The organism is Glycomyces sp. NPDC046736 (assembly GCF_040645615.1).
GTDB lineage: Bacteria > Actinomycetota > Actinomycetes > Mycobacteriales > Micromonosporaceae > Glycomyces.
In genome coordinates this window covers 84,273-104,812 of record NZ_JBEYYO010000011.1, presented here as the reverse complement: position 1 = coordinate 104,812, position 20,540 = coordinate 84,273, and the positions used below count along the sequence as shown (strand labels likewise).

The 20,540-nt window shown below is 68.0% G+C and carries 18 protein-coding genes, 1 tRNA gene and 1 riboswitch; of the genes, 9 read left to right on the top strand and 10 right to left on the bottom strand.

Annotated elements, in window-relative coordinates; all coding sequences use genetic code 11:
• Window positions 1–122: 122 nt before the first annotated feature.
• The 5 genes from AB0B28_RS12840 to AB0B28_RS12820 all read right to left on the bottom strand — a co-directional run bounded on the left by AB0B28_RS12840 (window position 123) and on the right by AB0B28_RS12820 (window position 8,702).
• On the bottom strand, window positions 123–872 hold the full coding sequence (locus tag AB0B28_RS12840) for a hypothetical protein (protein ID WP_360120231.1): 750 nt from the start codon (window positions 870–872) through the stop codon (window positions 123–125).
• A gap of 137 nt (window positions 873–1,009) precedes the next feature.
• Window positions 1,010–4,516: a PQQ-dependent sugar dehydrogenase gene (locus AB0B28_RS12835; RefSeq protein ID WP_360120229.1), complete on the bottom strand. Its 3,507-nt coding sequence runs from the start codon at window positions 4,514–4,516 to the stop codon at window positions 1,010–1,012.
• Complete coding sequence (locus tag AB0B28_RS12830; protein WP_360120227.1) at window positions 4,506–5,945, bottom strand: glycosyltransferase; 1,440 nt, start codon at window positions 5,943–5,945, stop codon at window positions 4,506–4,508. Before AB0B28_RS12830 ends, AB0B28_RS12835 begins: the two co-directional genes overlap by 11 nt.
• Window positions 5,942–8,275: a glycosyltransferase gene (locus AB0B28_RS12825; RefSeq protein ID WP_360120225.1), complete on the bottom strand. Its 2,334-nt coding sequence runs from the start codon at window positions 8,273–8,275 to the stop codon at window positions 5,942–5,944. The genes AB0B28_RS12830 and AB0B28_RS12825 overlap by 4 nt, the downstream gene beginning before the upstream one ends.
• Window positions 8,211–8,702 (bottom strand): GtrA family protein, encoded by a 492-nt coding sequence (locus AB0B28_RS12820; RefSeq protein ID WP_360120223.1) that lies wholly within the window; start codon window positions 8,700–8,702, stop codon window positions 8,211–8,213. Before AB0B28_RS12820 ends, AB0B28_RS12825 begins: the two co-directional genes overlap by 65 nt.
• 712 nt (window positions 8,703–9,414) lie before the next feature.
• Here AB0B28_RS12820 and rpsE point away from each other — a divergent pair.
• The 8 genes from rpsE to AB0B28_RS12780 all read left to right on the top strand — a co-directional run bounded on the left by rpsE (window position 9,415) and on the right by AB0B28_RS12780 (window position 14,852).
• Window positions 9,415–10,056, top strand: a complete 642-nt coding sequence (gene rpsE / locus AB0B28_RS12815; RefSeq protein ID WP_360120221.1) for a 30S ribosomal protein S5 — start codon at window positions 9,415–9,417, stop codon at window positions 10,054–10,056.
• Between the two features lie 10 nt (window positions 10,057–10,066).
• Complete coding sequence (gene rpmD, locus AB0B28_RS12810) at window positions 10,067–10,249, top strand: 50S ribosomal protein L30 (RefSeq protein ID WP_106361906.1); 183 nt, start codon at window positions 10,067–10,069, stop codon at window positions 10,247–10,249.
• Window positions 10,250–10,251: 2 nt separating this feature from the next.
• Complete coding sequence (gene rplO / locus AB0B28_RS12805) at window positions 10,252–10,722, top strand: 50S ribosomal protein L15 (RefSeq protein WP_360120219.1); 471 nt, start codon at window positions 10,252–10,254, stop codon at window positions 10,720–10,722.
• A 266-nt stretch (window positions 10,723–10,988) separates the two neighbouring features.
• Window positions 10,989–12,323: a preprotein translocase subunit SecY gene (gene secY / locus AB0B28_RS12800; RefSeq protein ID WP_360120217.1), complete on the top strand. Its 1,335-nt coding sequence runs from the start codon at window positions 10,989–10,991 to the stop codon at window positions 12,321–12,323.
• A 43-nt stretch (window positions 12,324–12,366) separates the two neighbouring features.
• Window positions 12,367–13,002, top strand: a complete 636-nt coding sequence (locus tag AB0B28_RS12795; RefSeq protein ID WP_360120215.1) for an adenylate kinase — start codon at window positions 12,367–12,369, stop codon at window positions 13,000–13,002.
• A 5-nt stretch (window positions 13,003–13,007) separates the two neighbouring features.
• Window positions 13,008–13,841: a type I methionyl aminopeptidase gene (map, locus tag AB0B28_RS12790; RefSeq protein ID WP_360120213.1), complete on the top strand. Its 834-nt coding sequence runs from the start codon at window positions 13,008–13,010 to the stop codon at window positions 13,839–13,841.
• Window positions 13,842–13,865: 24 nt separating this feature from the next.
• Window positions 13,866–14,348 carry a DUF1707 domain-containing protein gene (locus AB0B28_RS12785; RefSeq protein WP_360120211.1) on the top strand — a complete coding sequence of 161 codons (483 nt, stop codon included), beginning with the start codon at window positions 13,866–13,868 and terminating at the stop codon, window positions 14,346–14,348.
• Window positions 14,349–14,378: 30 nt separating this feature from the next.
• Entirely contained in the window at window positions 14,379–14,852 is a 474-nt protein-coding gene (locus tag AB0B28_RS12780; protein WP_360120209.1) for a DUF1707 domain-containing protein, read from the top strand.
• Window positions 14,853–14,897: 45 nt separating this feature from the next.
• Here AB0B28_RS12780 and AB0B28_RS12775 read toward each other — a convergent pair.
• Window positions 14,898–14,973: transfer RNA gene (locus AB0B28_RS12775), tRNA-His, on the bottom strand.
• Between the two features lie 95 nt (window positions 14,974–15,068).
• Window positions 15,069–15,677: an oligoribonuclease gene (gene orn, locus AB0B28_RS12770; RefSeq protein ID WP_360120207.1), complete on the bottom strand. Its 609-nt coding sequence runs from the start codon at window positions 15,675–15,677 to the stop codon at window positions 15,069–15,071.
• 606 nt (window positions 15,678–16,283) lie between these two features.
• Here orn and AB0B28_RS12765 point away from each other — a divergent pair.
• Window positions 16,284–17,240: a sigma-70 family RNA polymerase sigma factor gene (locus AB0B28_RS12765; protein WP_360120205.1), complete on the top strand. Its 957-nt coding sequence runs from the start codon at window positions 16,284–16,286 to the stop codon at window positions 17,238–17,240.
• Window positions 17,241–17,389: 149 nt separating this feature from the next.
• Here the strand turns inward: AB0B28_RS12765 and AB0B28_RS12760 are convergent, their stop codons facing one another.
• From AB0B28_RS12760 to AB0B28_RS12750, 3 genes are all read right to left on the bottom strand, one after another.
• On the bottom strand, window positions 17,390–18,388 hold the full coding sequence (locus tag AB0B28_RS12760) for an NlpC/P60 family protein (protein WP_360120203.1): 999 nt from the start codon (window positions 18,386–18,388) through the stop codon (window positions 17,390–17,392).
• Window positions 18,389–18,395: 7 nt separating this feature from the next.
• Window positions 18,396–18,548: riboswitch (cyclic di-AMP (ydaO/yuaA leader) on the bottom strand.
• Between the two features lie 436 nt (window positions 18,549–18,984).
• The gene (locus tag AB0B28_RS12755) at window positions 18,985–19,794 is read right to left on the bottom strand and encodes a fused MFS/spermidine synthase (RefSeq protein WP_360120201.1); all 810 of its coding nucleotides are present in this window, start codon (window positions 19,792–19,794) and stop codon (window positions 18,985–18,987) included.
• A gap of 31 nt (window positions 19,795–19,825) precedes the next feature.
• Entirely contained in the window at window positions 19,826–20,482 is a 657-nt protein-coding gene (locus AB0B28_RS12750) for a MerR family transcriptional regulator (RefSeq protein ID WP_360120200.1), read from the bottom strand.
• Between the last annotated feature and the right edge of the window lie 58 nt (window positions 20,483–20,540).

Sequence of the window (20,540 nt, the reverse complement as noted above, 5' to 3'; positions counted from 1 at the left end):
GGTCTCGACCCGCGATCACCGGGCAGCAGCGAGGTTGAAGCACAACTTCAGGCCTCGCTGGCTGAGTCCCGGGAATGGCCGCGCTTGACCTCACTCGCGAACGACTTGCTGGTTTCAGGTTTTTACCGCTGAGTGTATGACTCAGGTGATGGGTACCAGGTGAGTTCCTCGTCGATGTCCGCCAGGGTCTGTAGCAGCACTTCGGTATTGGCGGTTGCGAACGTCTCGGCAACGGTGGTTCTCAGCTTGGGGCTGGTGACCCATCGGGCTATCTGTGCTTCGTGATCATGCAAACGGGGATCGGTGGATCGCTCTGTGCGCTTCAGAGGCAGGGGCGAGTGCCGCAGCATGTCGAGGAGGGCGGCCGCCGCAGATGGGCGCATCAGCGATGCGGTCCATTCGTGGAGGTAGGGGGCGGGATCGATCCTGATGTTGCCGATCGCATTCAAGATGGTGAAGGCGTCGGGGTCGCTGGGATACGTTGCGAGGGTCTTGGCCCAGAGGGCGCGAAAGAGCGCTTGGATGGCGGTGGTCTCTTCGACGTCCCAGGTCGACCATGAGGCGAGGTGGAGGCGGTCGGTCAGGAGGTCGAGATCGGGCCAGGGGAAACCGGTGGTGCTGGCGATTTCGAGGATTCGCGGGAGGAAGTAACGGAAGTCGGCGACATCCCCAATAGTGGTCAGGACATGGGCGGCGTACGGGCGGAGTGCTTGCGCGGATATTTCACGTAGCGGGGTGGGCTTGAGGAGCGCGGCGACGTCGCTTTCAGATCGGCAGTGGTGACACCAGTCGATCGTGGTCGGCCGCGGCAAGAAGACGAATGCGGCGTAGAGCTGGTCGATCGCAGCGGGCAGGGGATCGGGCGAGGACACAAGTCGACTCTAGTGGCGGGTTGCAGATGTTCGTCTTGCTCTGCCGTCGGTGGGCAGAGTTGTGCCGCTCAGGGCGTCCCGTTCGCCCTGAGCGGCTTTTTGGGTGCTGGAGGCTTCCGCGGGCCTCTAGCAGCCGATTAGGTGACCGTGACCGAGTCGAATTCCACTGTGCTTGGGGTTGAGCCGTTGTGGGACGTGACGAAGAGGCCCACTACTGCTTCGCCTGGTAGCTCTGTTGTGCCGATTTCGGTCCAGGTTGTGCCGTTTGTTGACCATGAAGCGGCCACAACGTCCCCGCTTCGGCTCAGCCGCAGCCACACCGGTGCCCCCACCTCCGGGCCCTCCACATCCATGTCAAACCCCGATTGCAGGTGTACTCCGTTTGCCGGGGTGACCATCAATGCCGCGTAGGGACTTCCGGTTTCGGTGCTCGCCTTGACCATTACTCCCGCTTTTGCCCAGTCGTTCGTGTCCTCCTGCGACACCACCCGGGCCGTGATCTGGCCGTCCTCTTCCAGCACTTGATGGCAGAAGTGGAACTGGTCCGCGTCGGCCCAGATGTCGTCACCGGCCCCCGTGACTGTCCAAACCCCTTCCTCGAACACTGCCGCTCCAGGTCGCACGGGACTCCCCACATCGCCGCAACTCCAAGGCACCGGAACCATCGGGGCCGCATTGCGCACCGCCACCGTCGAGAACACCGCAGTCCCCAACGCGCTGCCGTCATGGGAGGTCATGAAGAGCCCCACTGTCGCAGGGCCTTCCAAAGCGGCGCTTGCGAACGGTACCCATGTAACGCCGTTTGGCGAGTGGTACGCCGTCACCGTCGCGCCCGCCCGGACCAAGCGCAACCACACCGGCGCGTCCACCGCAGGCCCGCTGACGTCGGTGTCGAACCCGGTCTGCATGTGGACCCCTTCGGTGCCCGTCGCCATCGCCGCCACGTAGTCCGCTCCAGGCTCCACGCCGGCCTTGACCATCACTCCGGCCTTCGCCCAATCGTTCTCGGCCTCAAGCGAATCGACCCTCGCCACGATCTCGCCGTCGCCCGCCAGCGCCTGGTGGCAGTAGTGGAACTGATCGGCCTCGCCCCAGATGTCGTCGCCAGCGCCCGTGACCGTCCAAGTCCCGGCATCGAGAACACCACTGCCCGCTAGCGCCGGTTCTCCCACGTCCAGACAGGTCCAGGCCGGATCGCCCGCATCCACCGCCACCGAGTCGAACACGACCGTGGAGAACTGCGTGTTGTCGTGCGAGGTCGCGAACAGCCCGATCTCGGCGGTCTCCGACATCGGCACTACCGCCGTCCCGATCGCCGTCCAAGTCGAACCGTCCGCCGACAGCTCCCCGGTGAAGTCATCGCCCGAGCGCGTCAACCGCAGCCAGGCACCGCCTTCGGCGTACTCGTACCCGCCGCCGTCGAAGTCGAACGCCGCCTGGAAGTGCGCCCCGTTCTCAGGGGTGACCGCCACGGCCGCGTACGTCGCTCCCTCGGCGGTGGACTCTTTGATCATCACTCCGGCTTTCGCCCAAGGGTGCTCGGCCTCCTGTGAGGTCAGCCGGGCCGTGATCGTCCCGTCCCCTGTGAGCGTCTGGTGCACGAAGTGGAACTCGTCGGTGGCGTCCCAGATGTCCCAGCCCGCTCCGGTGAGCGTGAACTCGCCGTCGTCGTAACTGCTCAGCCCCAGCTGCGTCCGCTCGCCGACGTCCGTGGATGCCCAAGGCGCGGGCGGGTAGGGCAGTTCGGTGAACGCCGCCGTCACCGTCGTGTCCTCGCCGGGGACGGTGAACACGTGCTGCCGGTCCGCGCCGGTCGACCACGCGTCGAACCGGTACCGTTCCCCGCTTTCGTACTGCGGCGATTCGGCCCCGAGAGAGTACTGTGTGCCGACGACCATGCGTTTCGTGGCCGCCGACGTGTACGGCCGCCCGTCGAGCGTGTACGCCAGGCCCGGCGGGTCGGTCCCGATCGTCACGTCGACCAGGTTCGGCAGCACGTCCACGAACGCGGTATCCGCAAGCCCGCCACTATCGGTGGCGGTCAACGTGATCCGGTAGAACGTGCCCTCCGCGCCGTGCGGCGCCCGAGGGACCGTGAACTGGCCTCCCGCGCCCTCGGCCGGGCCGTAGAACGGGTGCACGTGGTCGGCGTGGTGGAACTGCACCGTCCACGACATCGACGCGACCGCGCCGTCCTCAAGGTCGGTGGCCTCCCCGGTGAAGGCGATCGTGTCCCCGGCGTTGTACGTCAAGGGGCCGGGGGAGAGGATCACCGCCTCCGGTCTGGTGTTCCCCACCTGCACCTCGACGACCGCCTGCGCCGACTTCTCGCCGTCGTCCACCGTGAGCACGGCTTGATAGACCCCGTCATCGGTATACGTATGCACAGGGTTCGCCGAGGTCGACGTCGCACCGTCCCCGAAATCCCACGCGTATGTCAGCGCGTCCCCATCAGGATCGACCGACCCCGCCGACGAGAACGCCACCTCAAGCGGCCCGTACCCCGAATCCGGGGTCGCCGACGCCTTCGCCACCGGCGTCCGGTTCCCGCCCGAAGGCGCGATCCGGTACAGCTCACCGGGGTAGATGTTCAGCTGATACAAGGCCCCGTCCGGGCCCGTCCGCAGGTCTACCGGGGTGCCCGCCTCGGTGTCGAAGTCGTGCACCGACACCACCGACTCGAACGAAGCGTCCATCTTCAGATACCGCACGAACCCCAGCGTGTAGTCCGCGAAGAACACCGCGTCCTCGAACTCTGCGCCCAGCAGCCCGCCGTCGTACACCTCCACGGCCGAGATCGAGCCCGCGCTCGCGGGCGGCTCCGTATGCGGATACGTGTACACAGGCTGCGCGTACGGGCAGTCCGCGCACACGCCCTCGACGCTCGGCCAGCCGTAGTTCGCGCCCCGCTCGATGAGGTTCAACTCCTCGAACTCCGAGCCGCCCACGTCCCCGGCCAGGATCGCGCCCGCATTCGGTCCACTGGGGACGAAATCCCACCGGAACGAATTCCGCAGCCCATACGCCCACACCGACGGCTCCGCACCCGGCGTGCCCACGAACGGGTTGTCCGCCGGGATCGAACCGTCGGCGTTGATCCGGTGCATCTTGCCGTGCACGTTCCCCAGATTCGGCGAGTTCTGGTTGTTCGTGTTCATGCCCAGCGCCCAGTACAGCTTCCCGTCCGGCCCGAACCCCACACTCCCCGAATGATGGAACACGTTCGCGTCCTGCTGCGACTGGAGCAGCACCAGCTCCGACGCCGGGTCGATCGCGTGATCGCTCATCGTGAAGCGACTCAACCGATCCAGATTGTCCGCGGCCGTATACCCGACGTACACGAACCCGTTCTCAGCGAAATTCGGATCCAGCTCCAGGCCCAGGAGCCCCCGCTCGTCAGACCCCGCCGTCGCCAGCTCGATCAGCGGATGCGCATGCAGCGCACCGTCCTCGATCAGCTCGATCGCACCGTTCTTCTCCGCGATCAGAATGTCCCCATCCGGGGTGAACCGGAACGCCGTAGGCTCCTCCAGCCCGTCGACCACGAGCAACCGCTCGAACTCCTCCGGCGGCGCCGCCGCAGCGCCCACCGGCACCAGCAACGCCGCCGCGACCACCGCGACCAGCAGCGAACTACCGCGCATGCGTCGCCTCCGACGTGTCCAGGCCGTGCTCGGTCAACTCCCAGAAATGCCGCTTGCTCGGCCGCGCCAACTGACCCACCGCCTTGTACGCCGCCACACTCATCAACGCCCAGTACAACGGCACCGTCAACATCGCCCGCACCGCCGGATACAGACCCCGCTTGACGCAGCCCAGCATCAGCGCGTAGCACATCAAAGCGTTCCCCGCGATCATCGCGAACATGCCCCCGTACAGCACCGCCGGCGGAAACAACGGCTCCATCCACTCAGGACCGAACACGAAATACGACAGCGTCAACGCCCACATCACCGGATTGATCAACGTCGTCACCGTCGAGAACCCGAGCGTCAGATGAATCGCCAGCGCCTTGCGCACCCCCAACTCCCGCACCATCCGCACCGGCCGCCGCGAATGCACCAGCCACGTCTGGAAATACCCCTTGATCCACCTGCTGCGCTGGCGGATCCAGTTGCCGAGGCGCGAGTTGGCCTCCTCCTCGGTGACCGAGACGATCATCCGCACGTCCCAGCCGCGCCGGGCGATGCGAATGCCCAGGTCGGCGTCTTCGGTGACGTTGAACGGGTCCCAGCCGCCGAGGTCGCGCAGCGCGTCGATCCGGAAGTGGTTCGAGGTGCCGCCCAAGGGGATCGCGAGGCGGTGGCGGTCCATGCCGTGGAGGGTGAGGCTGAAGTTGGTGGCATACTCGGCCGCGAAACAGCGGGTGAGCCAGTTCGTCCACGGGTTCCAGTACTGGAGTTCGGCCTGGACGCACACGACCCGCTCGGGCAGGAGCCGGAACGCCAGCGCCGCCTTGCGCAGCTGCTGCGGGTCGGGCCGGTCCTCGGCGTCGTAGATGACGCACAGTTCACCGCTCGCCCTGGCCAGACCCACGTTGCAGGCCTTGGGTTTCGTCTTCGGCGCGGTGTCGGGCACGATGACGGTGCGGAACGCCCCGGAGAGGTCGAGTTCGGCGAGCGCCCCACGCGTCTCGCCGTCGTCGGCCTCGACCAAGAGCAGGATCTCCAGCTTCTCCCGTGGATAGTCCATTGCGGACAGGCGCCGGACGAGTTCGGGCACCACCGCGGCCTCGCGATAGAGCGGCACGAGCACGGTGTAGCGCGGCAGCTCGGCGTCGGGGAGGGTCTCCAGGCTCCCGGGCCCGAAGCGCATCGCCGTCGAACGCCCTGAGCCCCAGATCATCGCGATCTTGAACCCGATGACGGCCAGGTACAGCGCGATGAGCGCGAACATGCCCGCCTGCGCCCACCCCAGCGGGCTCGGCCCGAACCCGGTGAGCAGGTGCAGCCCGATCGCGGCGGCGATCAATCCGGTCACGGTGAGCGCCAGAGCGATCTGCCCGGGGGAGAGGAGCCGCTGGGCGCTGAACTCCGGCGGGGCCGCGTCGGCCCGTTTGACGTGCGCGTTCACTCGCCGCTCCCCTCAGCGGCGCGATAGACGAGGCGGTCGCCTTCGTCGTAGACCAGCTCGTAGCCCTCAAGGGCCTCGGTGTCCCACAACGCCTCCCACACGTCGTCCTCCGACCCCGGGGTCGCCCTCATGTAGATCCATTCGATCCCCGCCGCGTGCGGGTCGGCGAGGGCCTCCTCCCAGATCCGGTAGGACCCTTCGTAGACGAGGGACCCGGTGGGCACCTGGGACTCGAAGGTCACCGACTCGTTCTCGAAGGACATCATCAGCGTGGTGCCGCCGTCGTGGTGCTCCCTCAGCCAGGCCGCGACGGCCGCGTTGTCGGCCTCCCAGCCGCTGGTGCGGTACTCGGCGGCCTCGTCCAAGGTCACCGCGCCGCCCACGGCCACGGTCGCGCCGCCGATCGTGACGGCGGCGAGGACCGCGGCAGCCCAGTTCGCGCGGACTCGGCGCGCCAGCACGCCCACGAGGTACCCGGCGAAGATCGCCGCCGGGATGAGCATGATGAGCCCGAACCGGACGTTGTACAGCGCGCCCATGACCTCTTCGACGTGCAGCGGGCGCTCACCGGTGTACAGCGCCCACACGAAGAACGGCGCGAAGACGAGCATCGCGTACGGGGTCAGGCGCGCGTGGCGCAGCCGGTGGTGCGCGGCGTAGGCGATCAATCCCGCCAGTCCCAGTGCGGCCGTGACGATCCCGAGGTTGTGCAGCGAGGCGAGTCCGTAGGTCTCGGCGGCGGTGGGGAGTGAGCCGACGTTGGCCTCGCCTTCGGCCACCCACAGCGAGGAGTCGGCGTACTCGCCGGACTTCCAGTTCATCGGGTCGCCGAAGATCGCCAGGTTCCAGGCCATCCACCCGACGACCCCGGCCCCGGCCACGAAGCCGAACACCATGGTGGACCCTTCGGCGTGTGCCCAGCGGCGGTGCCTGCGCAGCGCCGTGTACACCACGATCGCGCCCGCCACGCCGAGGAGGATCCAGCCCTCGTATCTGGTGAGCGTCGCGGCCAGGACCGCCACCGACGCGAGCGTGAGGTCCCGCAGCCGCGCTTCGACGCACCATTCGTGCAGGTGATGCAATGCGGCCAGAGCGCACGCGAACAGCAGCAGCTCGGTCATGGCCGTGGCCTGGAGGTACAGCACGTTCGGGTTGAGCGCGAACAGCCCGGCCGCGGCCAGGCCGCCGGCCCAGTGCCCCGAGAGGGACCTGGCGTGGACGAACAGGTACCGCACCGCGACCACGTAGGCGATCATCGAGACCGCCGCGCCCGCGAACCCGTTGAGGTACAGGACCTCCCAGGCCGCGAGCGGCGCGGCCAGCAGGTGCGGCAGCGGCAGCCACACGCCGCCGAGCTGCGCGAGCCCGGCGGTGGGGCTGTCGACCACGCGTCTGGCGATGAGCAGATGCGAGTTGGCGTCCTTGTATGCCAGCAGCAGTCCCTGGTCGGCGAAGTAGAAGTACGCGGCGATGCTCGCGACCACCGCCGCGAGGAGCACCAGGGCCGCGCCGGGGTCCTTGGGGGCGGTCAGGCGGCGCAGCCAGGCCAGGCGGTGCGCGTCGCGGACCATGTGGCCGTAGACGACCGCCAGGCTCACCAGCGACTTGAGCACCACCGACAGGCGCGCGCCGGTCTGCTCGCCGTGCTCCCTCGGGTAGTGGCCCACCGGGTGCTCGACGATGCGCGCGCCGTCGGAGGTGATGCGGCACAGCAGTTCTGGAGAGATCGCCGCGGCCTCGCCGGTGAGGCGCACGTCGGCCAGGAGCGAGCGGTCGATGAGCTTGTACGCGCAGTCGACGTCCCGGCCCGGGACGCGCAGCAGCGTCTTGCACAGGATCGTCCACACCTTGGCGTTGAGCCGCCGCCGCCACGGGTCGGCGCGGCGGGCCCGGTAGCCGATGACCGCGTCGGCGCGCTCGACGCGCTTGCGTTCGCGCAGGGCCACCAGGTCCTCGGCGCGGAACTGGCAGTCGGCGTCGGTCAGCAGGATCTCGCGGAACCCGGTGCGGCGCAGCGCGGCCTCGATGCCGGTGCGCACCGCCGCGCCGTAGCCGAGGTTCCGCTCGTGGTGGACGGCGATGACCCGCCCGGGGTGGACCGCGGCCAAGCGCGCGATGATCGCGCCGGTCGCGTCGTCGCTGCCGTCGTCGACCACGATCACGGCGTGCGGGACGCCCTCGCGGACCAGGACGTTGAGGAAGTCGCGCACCGTGGCGGCCACGTTCGCCTCCTCGCGGTAGGCGGGCATGACCACGGCCACGCCCTCAGTCGTCGGCGGTGGCGCGGGCGGGGCCGGGAACGGCAGCCGCTGTTCGGCGATGATCGTCAAGGGAGTCTCCAAAGAGCTCGGGGTCCGCCGCGCGGCGGCGGAAGATCAGGTGGTCGGAAGCGAGATAGGTGAGCAGCGCGCCCGCGCCCACCCCGACGGCCGCGGCGGCCACCGGAGGCGCGAACTGCGAGACCAGCGCGAACACGGCCGTGTTGCAGGCCAGGCTGACCGCGACGGTGGTCTGGAACGCGACCCAGCGCGCGGCCAAGGCCTTGCGGCGAAGGCGCGGCAGTCGCCGGTCGCGCCACGTGAAATAGGTGCTGAGCAGGAAGTTCACCTGCGCCGAAGCGAGGAAGCCGACCGCGTTCGCGAGCGTCTGCGGCGTCCCGGCCCCGTGCAGGGCCACAAGCAATGCGGCCTGGATCGCGAAGCAGACCAGGCCCACCGCGGCGAAGCGGACCAGCCGCGACAGCGGCGGCAATCGCATGGGGAACGGCCTCCCGAGGGCAGGGTCGACCAACGCGCAGGCTCCATTCGGAATCGCGCGAGGTCACGACGAGGACAGGGGGAAACGATGGGTGAAGAAATGGAGAGAAAGGAACTATTGCCTATGAACACTGTCTTATGTGCTCGGACCGCGGATGCCGCGGCCCTGTTCGCGTCCCGGTGTCTCCGGGGCGCGCTTCGCTCACTGAACGGGTTGTGACGACCACGGTAACCCGGATTCGGCAGGTCGTGGGGCCGCGGTAGATGACGCGGACGTTACACGGGGCCAACGGTTCTCGGGGAATGTCCCATTTGCGGGAAAAGCGATCCGGCGTATGCGTGCGAATGGGACGGGTCGCGGACGCGGTGGCGGATTCCCGTGTCGGAAAATTTACCGAAAAGACTTACCCGATCAGGGGAGACCGGCGAGTAGCTTTATCGAGTTCTGAAGGAAATCGCCATTCGCCATTCGGCTCATGAAAAGAACAAGACCTATGAAACGATTAATGCTCATCTTTATGCGCGGCCAATCCGAGACCCCTGACCTGTGTCCCCTGCCTCATCCCCACCCCGCCGTTCGCCGCACGACCCCTGAGCAGGCATAATCGAGAGGTTGCGCCCAGGCGCGACGTCTTCCGGCCCCCAGGGCCGGGAATTCCAGCGAGTCAGCCCTCTCTCGGGCTGGCGTTGAGCGAACGAAGGGAATCAGTCTCGTGGCTGATCAACAGCAAGCGGCCGGCGGCCGGGACGGCGGCGGCGACCGCCGCGGCGGTCGCGGTCAAGGTCGCGGAGGGCGTGAGGGCGGTCGCGGACGCGACCGTGCCGAGAAGTCCCCGCACATCGAGCGCGTCGTCACCATCAACCGCGTCGCCAAGGTCGTCAAGGGCGGCCGCCGGTTCGCTTTCACCGCCCTCGTGGTGGTCGGCGACGGTGCCGGCAACGTCGGTGTCGGTTACGGCAAGGCCAAGGAAGTCCCGGCGGCGATCGCCAAGGGTGTCGAGGAAGCCAAGAAGAACTTCTTCAAGGTTCCCCGCATCGGCGGCACCATCCCGCACGAGACCTTCGGCGAGGACGCGGCCGGCAAGGTCCTCCTCAAGCCGGCCTCCGCGGGTACCGGTGTCATCGCCGGCGGCCCCGTGCGCGCCGTGCTCGAATGCGCCGGCGTCCACGACGTCCTGTCCAAGTCCCTGGGCTCCTCGAACGCCATCAACATCGTCCACGCGACGGTGAAGGCGCTCAAGCAGCTCGAAGCCCCGGAGGCCGTCGCGGCCCGCCGCGGCATGGCGCTGGAGGACATCGCTCCCCAGGGTCTGCTGCGCGCCCGCGCCGAAGCCGCCCAGGCTGCGCAGGGCTAGGGGGATCGACATGGCACGTTTGAAGATCACCCAGCACAAGTCGGTCATCGGCGAGAAGCCGAAGGCCCGTGCGACCATCCAGACGCTCGGCCTTCGCAAGATCGGCCAGACCGTCTACAAGGAGGACCTCCCGCAGTACCGCGGCATGGTCCACCGTGTCCGTCACCTGGTCGACGTCGAGGAGGTCGAATAGTCATGGCGATTCGCATTCATGACCTGCAGCCCGCACCCGGCGCCAAGAAGGCCAAGACCCGCGTCGGTCGCGGTGAGGGCTCCAAGGGCAAGACCGCAGGCCGCGGCACCAAGGGCACCAAGGCCCGCAAGACCGTGCCCGCCGGTTTCGAGGGCGGGCAGATGCCGCTCCAGATCCGGCTGCCGAAGCTCAAGGGCTTCAAGCCGCACAACAAGCTCGTGTACCAGGTCGTGAACCTGGACCGCCTCGTGGAGCTCTTCCCCGAGGGCGGCGAGGTCGGCCCCGAGCAGCTCCAGGAGGTGGGCGTCCTCAACAAGAAGGAGCTCATCAAGGTCCTGGGCTCCGGTGAGCTCGAAGGCGTCAAGTTCACCTTGAAGGCCCACGCCTTCTCGGCTTCGGCCACCACCAAGGTCACCGCCGCGGGCGGCACGACCACCGTGGTGGACAAGAAGACCGGCGAGCCGCTCGCTTAATTCAAGAGAGCGTCCCCGCAAGACGAACAGATGATCTGTCGGAACGGGTCGGAGGGAACTCCGGCCCGTTTCGTCATGGTCAATGCCGGTACGCTGCCACCGCGCGCGCCTGCTAGGCTCCCTTGGCGAGGACCACCGTCTTCCTCGGGCGTGTGACCCTCTCGCTACGAACTACACACGCCCACTGGTTACTAAGGCCTGCACCGCGATCCGACGGCGCTTGCCCCATGGGCCCCGCCAGGGGGTCTTGTTCAGGAGGAACCGCATTGCTCTCCGCCTTCATCAGCGCGTTTCGGACCCCCGATCTGCGCAAGAAGATCCTGTTCACCTTGATGATCATCGGACTGTATCGTCTTGGTGCCCAGATGCCGAGTCCCGGCGTGGACTACGCAATGGTGCAGAGCTGCCTCAACGCGCAGCCCACGGACGAGTCCGGCGTCTTCGGCCTCCTGAACCTCTTCACCGGTGGAGCGCTCCTCCAGCTCTCGGTCTTCGCGCTCGGCGTCATGCCCTACATCACCGCGTCGATCATCATGCAGCTGTTGACCGTGGTGATCCCCAGGCTTGAGCAGCTCCGCAAGGAGGGCCAGCCCGGCCAGGTCAAGATCACCCAGTACACCCGCTACCTGACGCTGGGCCTGGCCCTGCTCCAGGCCTCCGGGTACATCGCGCTGGCGCGTTCGGGGATGCTGTTCCAGACCCAGTGTCCGGGCATCCTCCCCGACCTCTCCGAGACCAGCGCCGGCATCCCGTTCTGGATGTCGATCGTGACCGTGGTGATCGTGATGGTCGCCGGCAGCGCCATGATCATGTGGTTCGGCGAGCAGATCACCGAGCGCGGCGTCGGCAACGGCATGAGCCTGTTGATCTTCGCGTCCATCGCCGCGCAGATGCCCAGCCAGTTCTGGGCCCTGCGCGAGTCCGAGGGCTGGTTCATGTTCGCCGTCATCATGAGCCTGTGCCTGGCGATCATGGTCGCCGTCATCTTCATCGAGCAGTCGCAGCGGCGCATCCCGGTGCAGTACGCCAAGAAGATGATCGGCCGCAAGATGTACGGCGGGACCTCCACGTACATCCCGCTGAAGGTGAACCAGGCCGGCATCGTGCCCGTCATCTTCGGTTCCTCGCTGCTCTACATCCCGACGCTGTTCCGCCAGCTCAACCAGAACAGCGAATCGCAGTGGGTCGACTTCATCGACCGCTACCTGCTCAACCAGGGCTCGTGGGTCTACATCTCCCTGTACGCGCTCCTGATCATCTTCTTCACCTACTTCTACGTGTCCATCACCTTCAAGGTCGACGACGTCGCCGAGAACATGAAGAAGGCCGGCGGGTTCATCCCGGGCGTGCGCCCGGGCAACCCCACCGCGACCTACTTGCAGCGAGTCCTGTCACGCCTGACCTTCCCGGGTTCGCTGTACCTGGCCACGATCGCTATTCTTCCCAACCTGGCCATCATCGCGTTCGGTAACCAGCAGCTGTTCGCGCAGTTCGCGTTCGGCGGCACCTCGGTGCTGATCATGGTGGGCGTCGGTTTGGAGTCGGTCAAGCAGATCGAGTCCCAGCTGATGCAGCGCCACTACGAGGGCTTCCTGCGCTGAGGCAGGCGCCGCCCTCATAGGTGACGACACGGGAGGAACACTTTTGCGACTGGTACTCGTAGGCCCGCCCGGGGCCGGCAAGGGCACCCAGGCGGAGATCATCGCCGAGCGGCTCGGCGTCCCCAAGATCTCCACCGGCGACATCTTCCGCGCCAACGTCTCCGGCGGCACACCGCTGGGCCTGAAGGCCAAGCAGTACATGGACGCCGGGGACCTGGTGCCCGACGAGGTCACCAACGACATGGTGGCCGACCGGCTGGCCCAGGACGACGCCAAGGACGGCTTCCTCCTCGACGGCTATCCCCGCAACCCCGAGCAGGCCAAGGTCCTCGACCGGGTCCTCGAAGCGGCCGGGACCGCCCTCGACCTGGCGCTGGAACTGGTCGCCGGTGACGACGAGGTGGTCCGCCGCCTCTCGGGCCGCCGCGTCTCCAAGTCCACCGGCAAGGTCTACCACCTCGAATTCGACCCGCCGGCCGACCCCGACTCGGACGACCTGTACCAGCGCACGGACGACAAGCCCGAGACGATCAAGAACCGCCTCAAGGTCTACGCCGAGCAGACCGCCCCCCTGATCGGACACTACGAGTCCCAGGGCAAGCTGGTGCGGATCGACGCCATCGGCGAGGTCGCCGACGTCACCGAACGCGCCCTCGCGGCCATCGGCGCCGCAGCGTAGTCGTCGTGTTCCGTCGTCAGCGCATCCAGTACAAGACCCCCGAGCAGTTCCGCAAGATGCGGGCCGCCGGGCTCGTGGTGGCCGAGGTGCACCAGGCCATGCGCGAGTCCGCGGGACCGGGTGTGACGACGGCGGAACTCGACCGCATCGCCGAGCAGGTCATCCGCTCCTCGGGGGCGGTGCCCTCGTTCAAGGGCTACGACATCGGCTTCGGGCCCTACCCGGCCTCGATCTGCTCGTCGGTCAACCGCCAGGTCGTGCACGCCATCCCCTCCGAGGACGCGGTCCTCGCCGAAGGCGACCTGCTCTCGGTCGACGTCGGCGCGATCGTCGACGGCTGGCACGGGGACGCGGCCATCACCATCGAGATCGGCACCGTCGCCCCTGAGCTGACCGCGCTGCGCGAGGCCTGCGAGGCCTCGATGTGGGCCGGGATCAAGGCCGCGGCCACCGCCAGGCGCCTCGGCGGGATCTCCAACGCGATCGAGCGGTCCGTGGAGCAGTCGGGCGAATACGGGATCGTGACCGGCTTCGGCGGGCACGGCATCGGCACCGAGATGCACCAGGACCCGCACATCCTCAACTACGGGCGCCCCGGTGAGGGCCCGAAGCTGCGCACCGGCATGGCCCTGGCGATCGAACCGATGATCACCCTCGGCTCGGCCGACACCGCCGAACTCGAGGACGGCTGGACGATCGTCACCGACGACGGCTCGGTCGCGGCCCACACCGAGCACACCATCGCGCTGTGCGAGGACGGCGTCTGGGTCCTGACGGCCCCCGACGGCGGGGTCGAACAGCTGGGCGAACTGGCGGCGAGCGCGGCTCGCGAGAGCTGATCCGCCGGTGCCATAATTGGGCTCGTGACCGAAGACCACGGCAAGCTGCGCATCTCGAACGCCGACCGCGAGAAGGCGATCGAGCAGCTGCAAGCCGCCCTCGACCAGGGCCGGATCGACCTCGCCGAGTTCGACGACCGGACCCGTTCGGCCTACGAGGCCAAGACCAACGCCGAACTCGACCTGATCTTCGACGACCTGCCCGGCGGGCGGCCCAAGGTCGGCGAGGTCGAGCCCGTACGCGAAGAACAGCCCGAACGCGGCCCCGGACACGGCGAGGCGACCGCCCACGGCGGCCCGCACGGCGACTCCGGCAGGGGCGCCGCCTGGATCCACGAGACCCCCGCGCTGCGGGGCCTGGTCGTCGTCGGCGGGATCTGCACCCTGATCTGGCTCGCGACCTCGATCTCGTCCGGTTCGTTCGACAACTTCTGGCCGATCTGGCCGATCCTCGGCCTGTCCATCGCCACGTTCGTGCAACTGGTCAACCGCGGCCGCTGGCACTGAGCCCACACCCCTCTGCAAGGAGCCCACTGAATGTCCTCCCTCGAACGGTACGGCGACCGAGAGACGCGGATCGGCACGCCCGAGCGCACCGCCATGACCGAGATCCTGCGCGCGGCCGTCGACCAGGACTACATCGACCTCGACGAGTACGAGAAGCGCGTGGACGTGCTCCTGGCGGCCAAGACCGTCGGCGAGGCCGAAGTCGTGCTCGCGGACCTGCCCTCGTACCAGCGCCTGGTCGAGGCCGCCGAGCCCGACGCGCTCAAGGCGCCGGACTGGGTCAAGTGGCTGTGGTTCGGCATCTCGATCCCGATCGGCATCAACCTCGGCGTGTGGCTGATCCTGCTGGCCACCATCGGGTTCGTGTACTTCTGGCCGGTGTGGGTCATGGTGCCGCTGCTGGTGGTCGCCTCCTCGCTGACGGCCGCCGAGCGGCTGATCATGCGCCCGGCCGCTGAGCGCAAGCGGCGAGAGAAGCTGCGCCGCAAGCGGAACCAGCGATAGCGACACGCGAAAGGCCTCACGGCGATGCCGTGAGGCCTTTCGACTTGGGGTGATCGACGGGGCTCGAACCCGCGACCTCCTCGACCACAACGAGGCGTTCTACCAACTGAACTACGACCACCAAGATCGGTCTTCACAGGGGTTGAACCCTGCGACCGGCGACAATCATAACCAATGGGCGGCCCTGGCCGTCAAGTGGGTTCGGTGTCGGGCGTCTCACGCGCCCGGCTCGGCGAGCGAGGCCGCGGCGGCCTTCGCCTCGTCGCTGGTGGGGCCGGGCAGCGGCACGAACACGGTGCGCCGGTAGTACTCCAGCTCCTTGACGCTCTCCTTGATGTCGGCGAGCGCGCGGTGGGCGAGGCCCTTGGGGGGCTGGTTGTAGTAGACGCGCGGGTACCAGCGGCGGCTGAGCTCCTTGATGGAGGACACGTCGATCATCCGGTAGTGCAGGTGGTCGTCGAGCCGCGGCATGTACTTGGCGATGAAGGTGCGGTCGGTCGCGATCGAGTTGCCGCACAAGGGAGCCGTGCGCGCTTCGGGCACGTGCTGCTTGATGTACTCCAAGACCGCGTCCTCGGCCTGCTCCAATGTGGTCGGCGAGGCGCGGACTTCGTCGGTGAGCCCGGACTTGGCGTGCATGTCGGCCACGAACGCGCCCATGTTGTCGAGGATCGGACCGTCGCAGGCGATGACGATGTCGAGGCCCTCGTCGAGCGGCGTCAGGTCCGGCTCGGTGACGAGTACGGCGATCTCGATGAGGGCTTCGGTCTGCGGGTCGAGGCCGGTCATCTCGCAGTCGACCCACACTAGGCGTTCTTCTGTCACCGGGCCAACTCTACGCGCACGCGTCCCCTGAGGTGATCTGCGCGGCAGGAGGTCGGAACAGCTCCGCGGGAGCGATGGGAGGCGCAGACTGGAGAAGAACGAGGGGTGTTCGGAATCGGACATCAACGCCTGGGAAAGGTGTTGCTTGTCACCGCTACCGTCCGCTATGGTGCGGATATCAGAGCGTCGCTGCCTTTGCGGTCACCATCGCAGTGATAAGGGCCGCATTGAGATGATCTCTCAGCTTTTCCAAGGTAAGGCGCGTGTACCCCTAGAGATTGAAGGTTTGCGATGAAGCAGGCCGAAGACGATACCGTGACCAGGACTCGGGCCACCGCATCTCGAACGAGGTGAGGTGATCCCCGTCTCAGAGGCATCATGAGCGCTTCGGACCCCCGTCTAGGGGACAGGAGCCGTGAACTGAGCTTAGCCGAAGGGACCGGGGTAACCCAAACGGTGCAAACGGCCGGAAGCACTTCCGTTGGCATCGATTTGGTAACCGTGGCGCATCGAACACCGGGGCACGGAATTCCACGCAACGAAGCGGTCGTTGTAACTGGTACACCGTTCACGCGGTGTCGGGGGACGAGGAAGCTGGAGGAGACCTTGAGCGTGGAGACAACGACAACACCCACCCTCACCACCGAAGAGGTCGCTGAGGAACGAGACCTTGTGGGTGTGTACCTGCATGAGATCTCGAAGACGCCGCTGCTTGACGCCGCCGCCGAGGTCGACTTGGCGAAGGCGGTCGAGGCCGGCCTCTTCGCGAAGCACCTGCTCGGCGAGGGGGAGACCTTCGGCGAGGCCACCGAGAAGGACCTGAAGCGCCTGGTCGAGGACGGGGCGAAGGCCAAGGAGCAGTTCATCAAGGCGAATCTGCGGCTGGTCGTCTCGATCGCCCGCCGCTACGTCCGCTCCGGGATGCCGATGCTCGACCTGATCCAGGAGGGCAACACGGGCCTGGTCCGCGCGGTCGAGAAATTCGACTACCAGCGCGGGTTCAAGTTCTCGACCTACGCCACCTGGTGGATCCGTCAGGCCATCAGCCGGGCGATCGCCCAGCAGGAGCGCACCGTGCGCCTGCCGGTGCACCTGGTCGAGGACGTCAACCGGATGCGCAACGTCACCCGCCAGCTCACCCGTGAGCTCGGCGGCGACCCCGAACCGGGCCAGATCGCCGAAGCCCTCGGCGTCACGGTCGAGCGGGTCAACGAGCTCATCCGCTGGAGCCAGGACACCGTCTCGCTGGACACGCCGATCGGCGACGACGGCGACACCAATCTCGGCGACCTGGTCGCCGACTCCGACGAGCCCAGCCCCGAGGACGTGGTCCTCGCCGGGATGGAACGCCAGCGCATCGAAATGATGCTCAACCACCTCGACGAGCGCTCGGCGGGGATCGTCAAGGCCCGCTACGGGCTCGAAGACGGCCGCGAGCACTCCCTGACCGAGGTCGCCCACCGGTTCCACCTCTCCCGCGAGCGAATCCGCCAGCTGGAGATCCAGGCGCTCGCACGCCTGAAGGAACTCGCGAACGACCAGGTCATGGCCGAGGCGGCGTAGACGAACGACACGAAGGGCCGGGGTGAGAACCCCGGCCCTTCGGCGTGTGCGCGGAATCGTATTTCCTATAGGAAATACGATTCCGGTGGCGCGGTGCGTCCGTTTCGCTCGGCTCGACGTGCTCGGTGCGGCCCGCCGCCACGCGAGCGTCAGACGCGGCGGTAGCCGTCGATGGACATGCCCATGTCGAGGCTGGAGATCTTCACGACGTCGCCCGGCTTGGGGGCGTGGATGACCTGGCCGTCGCCGATGTACATGGCGACGTGGTTCTGGCCGTTGTAGAAGACCAGGTCGCCGGGCTTGAGGTCGCCACGGCCGATGGAGCTGGTCTCGTCCCACATGGCCCACGTGGAGTGGGTCAGCGAGATCCCCGAGACGCCGTAGGCGCCGGAGATCAGGCCCGAGCAGTCCCAGGTGTCGGGGCCGGCGGCGCCGAAGACGTAGGACTCGCCGAGCTGGTCGCGGGCGAACTGGACCGCGGCGGTGGCCGCGTCCGAGCTGTACGCGGCGGTGGAGCTCGACGACGAAGAAGAGGACGACGACGAGTTCGAGCTCGTGCTCTCGCTCGCGGCGGACTCCTCGGCCAGGGCGGCCGCTTCAGCGGCCTCGGCCTCGGCGGCCTCGTCGTAGGCGGTCTCGGCCTTGGCGATCTCCGCGTCGAGGTCGGCGACCTCCTTCTCGGCCTTGGCGATCTCGACTTCGAGGCCCTCGGCCGCCTTGGTGGCGTCCTGGGCCTCGGTGTACTTGTCGGACTGCTCCTGGGCGTAGGCGACGAGGGTCGAGACCTTCGCGCCGAGCTCGTCGTCGGCCGATTCGACCGCGGCGGTGACGTAGGAGAGCTGGACTTCCGCGGCGCCGTATTCGGCGGTGGCGGCGTCGATGACCGTCTGAGCGTCCACCAGCTGGGCCTGGAGCCCGGTGAGGGTGGTGTCGGCGGCTTCGCGCCGGGTCTCGAGGTCTTCGAGGTGATCCTCGATCTCGGACGCGGAGGCCGTGTCGTACTCGATGGGCGCCGCGTCGGCGTGCGAGCCGGCGAACGCGGTCACGAGGCCGACGGTGGCGAGGGTGACGCCGGTGTAGGCGGCGACGCGGCGGAGGATCGTCGCGGCGCGGTTGGTGTGTTCGGTATTCGTGCAGACTTGAGCCACGAGGTGGCCTTTCTTCCTCGGCCGCCTACCGGGTTAGCTGTCGGGTTCGGGCAGGGAAGTGCGCCCTACCCGCCTTGCGGCGGGATTCACCCCGTGCGCCGTGAGTGATGGGGGGACGGCGCGGCTGGGTCCCCGGCCCGCGCTGCGGTGTTTCGCCCTGAACCGGGGAGGAACGGGCGGCATGCGCTGCGCGGCTCGGCGGTCCGGACGGGTGGGTCTCTGGGGGAGCCCTGAGGACCCGACCGGAACAGGCGCCGACGCTAGTACAGGTGACCGGCATCGCCAAGTCTCGTGTGAAGCGACCCACCGCCGAGGACCGGACAGTCGGGGACACGAGGCGAGACAGGGCCGCTATCCTGCGGATTTAATGGCCGAACGGGGGAGGGGTGGGTGGTACGGGCGTCGGCGGGCCTGGGAGACGAATGAGACTCGGGTTCTATGCCGCCCCCGGCTTCGATGATGCCCGGGAGGTACGACAGGGCTGAGCGGGCGGAACCGGGCTCGCGGGCCGAGCGGCGCGAGGGGCGAGTCGACCGGAGCGGGCGGGGTGGGTCGCGATCTGGACCCCGAACCTTTTCATATGGCCTCGGATGGGCTCAGAAGCTTCGCAGGGACTTCGGGGGCGGTGGGGACTGGATCGCCGTCTCGTCGGTGGCTGGGGTCGCTCCGGCGATGTAGTCCTTGAGCTCGGCGCCCTCCAGGACCCGGCAGGGGAACGGGGCGCCCGCGCAGCGGCGGCGTAGGGCCGCGACCGGGAGTTCTGCATCCGAAGCCACCGCGACCACGTTGCCGAAGCGGCGACCGCGCAGGACCGCCGGTTCGGACATGATCGCCACGTGCGGCCACACCGCGCTCATCGCCGCGAGCGCGGGCTTGAGGAACCGCATCTGGCCGCCGTCGCACAGGTTCACCGCGTAGTGCCCGCCCGGGCGCAGGACCCGGTGCGCCAGGCGCAGGAACTCCACGCTCGTGACGTGCGCGGGCACGCGGGCCTCGGCATATACGTCGGTGATGATCAGCTCGTAGCTGTCCTCGGGGGCGGCCTCGACCGCCTCGCGGGCGTCGGTGTGGCGGATCTTCACCTTCACGCCCCGAGGCAACGGGGCTTCGGCCCGCACCAGGGCCACGAGCGCCTCGTTGGTCTCCACGGCCTGCTGGTAGGAACCCGGCCGGGTCGCCGCCACGTACCGGGCCATCGCCAGCGCCCCGGCCCCCAGGTGCAGCGCCCGCACCGGCCGCTTCGGCTCGGTCATCGCGTCGACCAGGTAAGAGATCCGCTGCATGTACTCGGCGTCCAGATAGGACGGATCGTCGAGGTCGACGGTGGCCTGCACGACCCCGTCGGCGACGAGGTGCATCAGGCTCGGGCGGTCCTTGTCGCGGTCGAACCGCAGATCATCGGTCATGGGTCGCTATCCGTGCTCGGGGGCGTGGGCCTCACATTGTGCCCGACGGCCCCAGGCCCTCCTGCGTCCTGGCCGAGGCCGCGATGTGCGCGATGCGCCGCAGCGCCGCGAACAGCGTGTCGCCCAGGACCGTCGCCGTCACCGCCTGCTCCACGTCGATCCCGTCGACCCGCGTGGCCTCGGCGATCGCCTCCATGTCCGCCGAAGCGAGCGCCGCCGCCGCGTCCGCGTAGTGCCCCAGCACCTCCTGCGGGTCCGGGTTTCCCAAGCGGTAGAACGCGGTCAGGGCCGTCACCAGGGCGTCCCGGTACATCGGCGGCGCGACCTCGGCCCACCCGTACTCGTTCAGCAACTGGTCGACCGTGCGCTCGGCCGCCTCGGTGGTGCCCTCGCTCGCGAGCGAGAACTTCGGCTCCCGATGCGTGGCCGCCAACGTCGCACCCAGCGCCTGGAACCCCGACTCCGGGTGGCGCGCAAGCACCGTCAACACTTCGCCGATCTGCGCCACCGACAGCCCGGCGGTCTCGGCCAGGGCCCGGATCAACGTCAGCCGGTGCACGTGCTCGGGCCCGTACTCGACCGTGTTGCCCTCGCCGTGCTCACCGGCCTGGAGCAGCTGCTCCCGCAGGTAGTACTTGATGGTGGCGGCCGGGACGCCCGTCCGCTCCGACAGCTCGCCAATGCGCATACAAGGGAGTCTATGACGGAAAGCGCGCCCGCGTTACCGTTGAGCCGCGGCCGAACCC

Coding starts and splice junctions, on each gene's coding strand:
- AB0B28_RS12835 (WP_360120229.1), bottom strand. CDS start 4,516: ATGCGCGGTAGTTCGCTGCTGGTCGCGGTGGTCGCGGCGGCGTTGCTG.
- rpmD (WP_106361906.1), top strand. CDS start 10,067: ATGGCACGTTTGAAGATCACCCAGCACAAGTCGGTCATCGGCGAGAAG.
- rplO (WP_360120219.1), top strand. CDS start 10,252: ATGGCGATTCGCATTCATGACCTGCAGCCCGCACCCGGCGCCAAGAAG.
- AB0B28_RS12750 (WP_360120200.1), bottom strand. CDS start 20,482: ATGCGCATTGGCGAGCTGTCGGAGCGGACGGGCGTCCCGGCCGCCACC.
- AB0B28_RS12755 (WP_360120201.1), bottom strand. CDS start 19,794: ATGACCGATGATCTGCGGTTCGACCGCGACAAGGACCGCCCGAGCCTG.
- AB0B28_RS12820 (WP_360120223.1), bottom strand. CDS start 8,702: ATGCGATTGCCGCCGCTGTCGCGGCTGGTCCGCTTCGCCGCGGTGGGC.
- AB0B28_RS12780 (WP_360120209.1), top strand. CDS start 14,379: ATGTCCTCCCTCGAACGGTACGGCGACCGAGAGACGCGGATCGGCACG.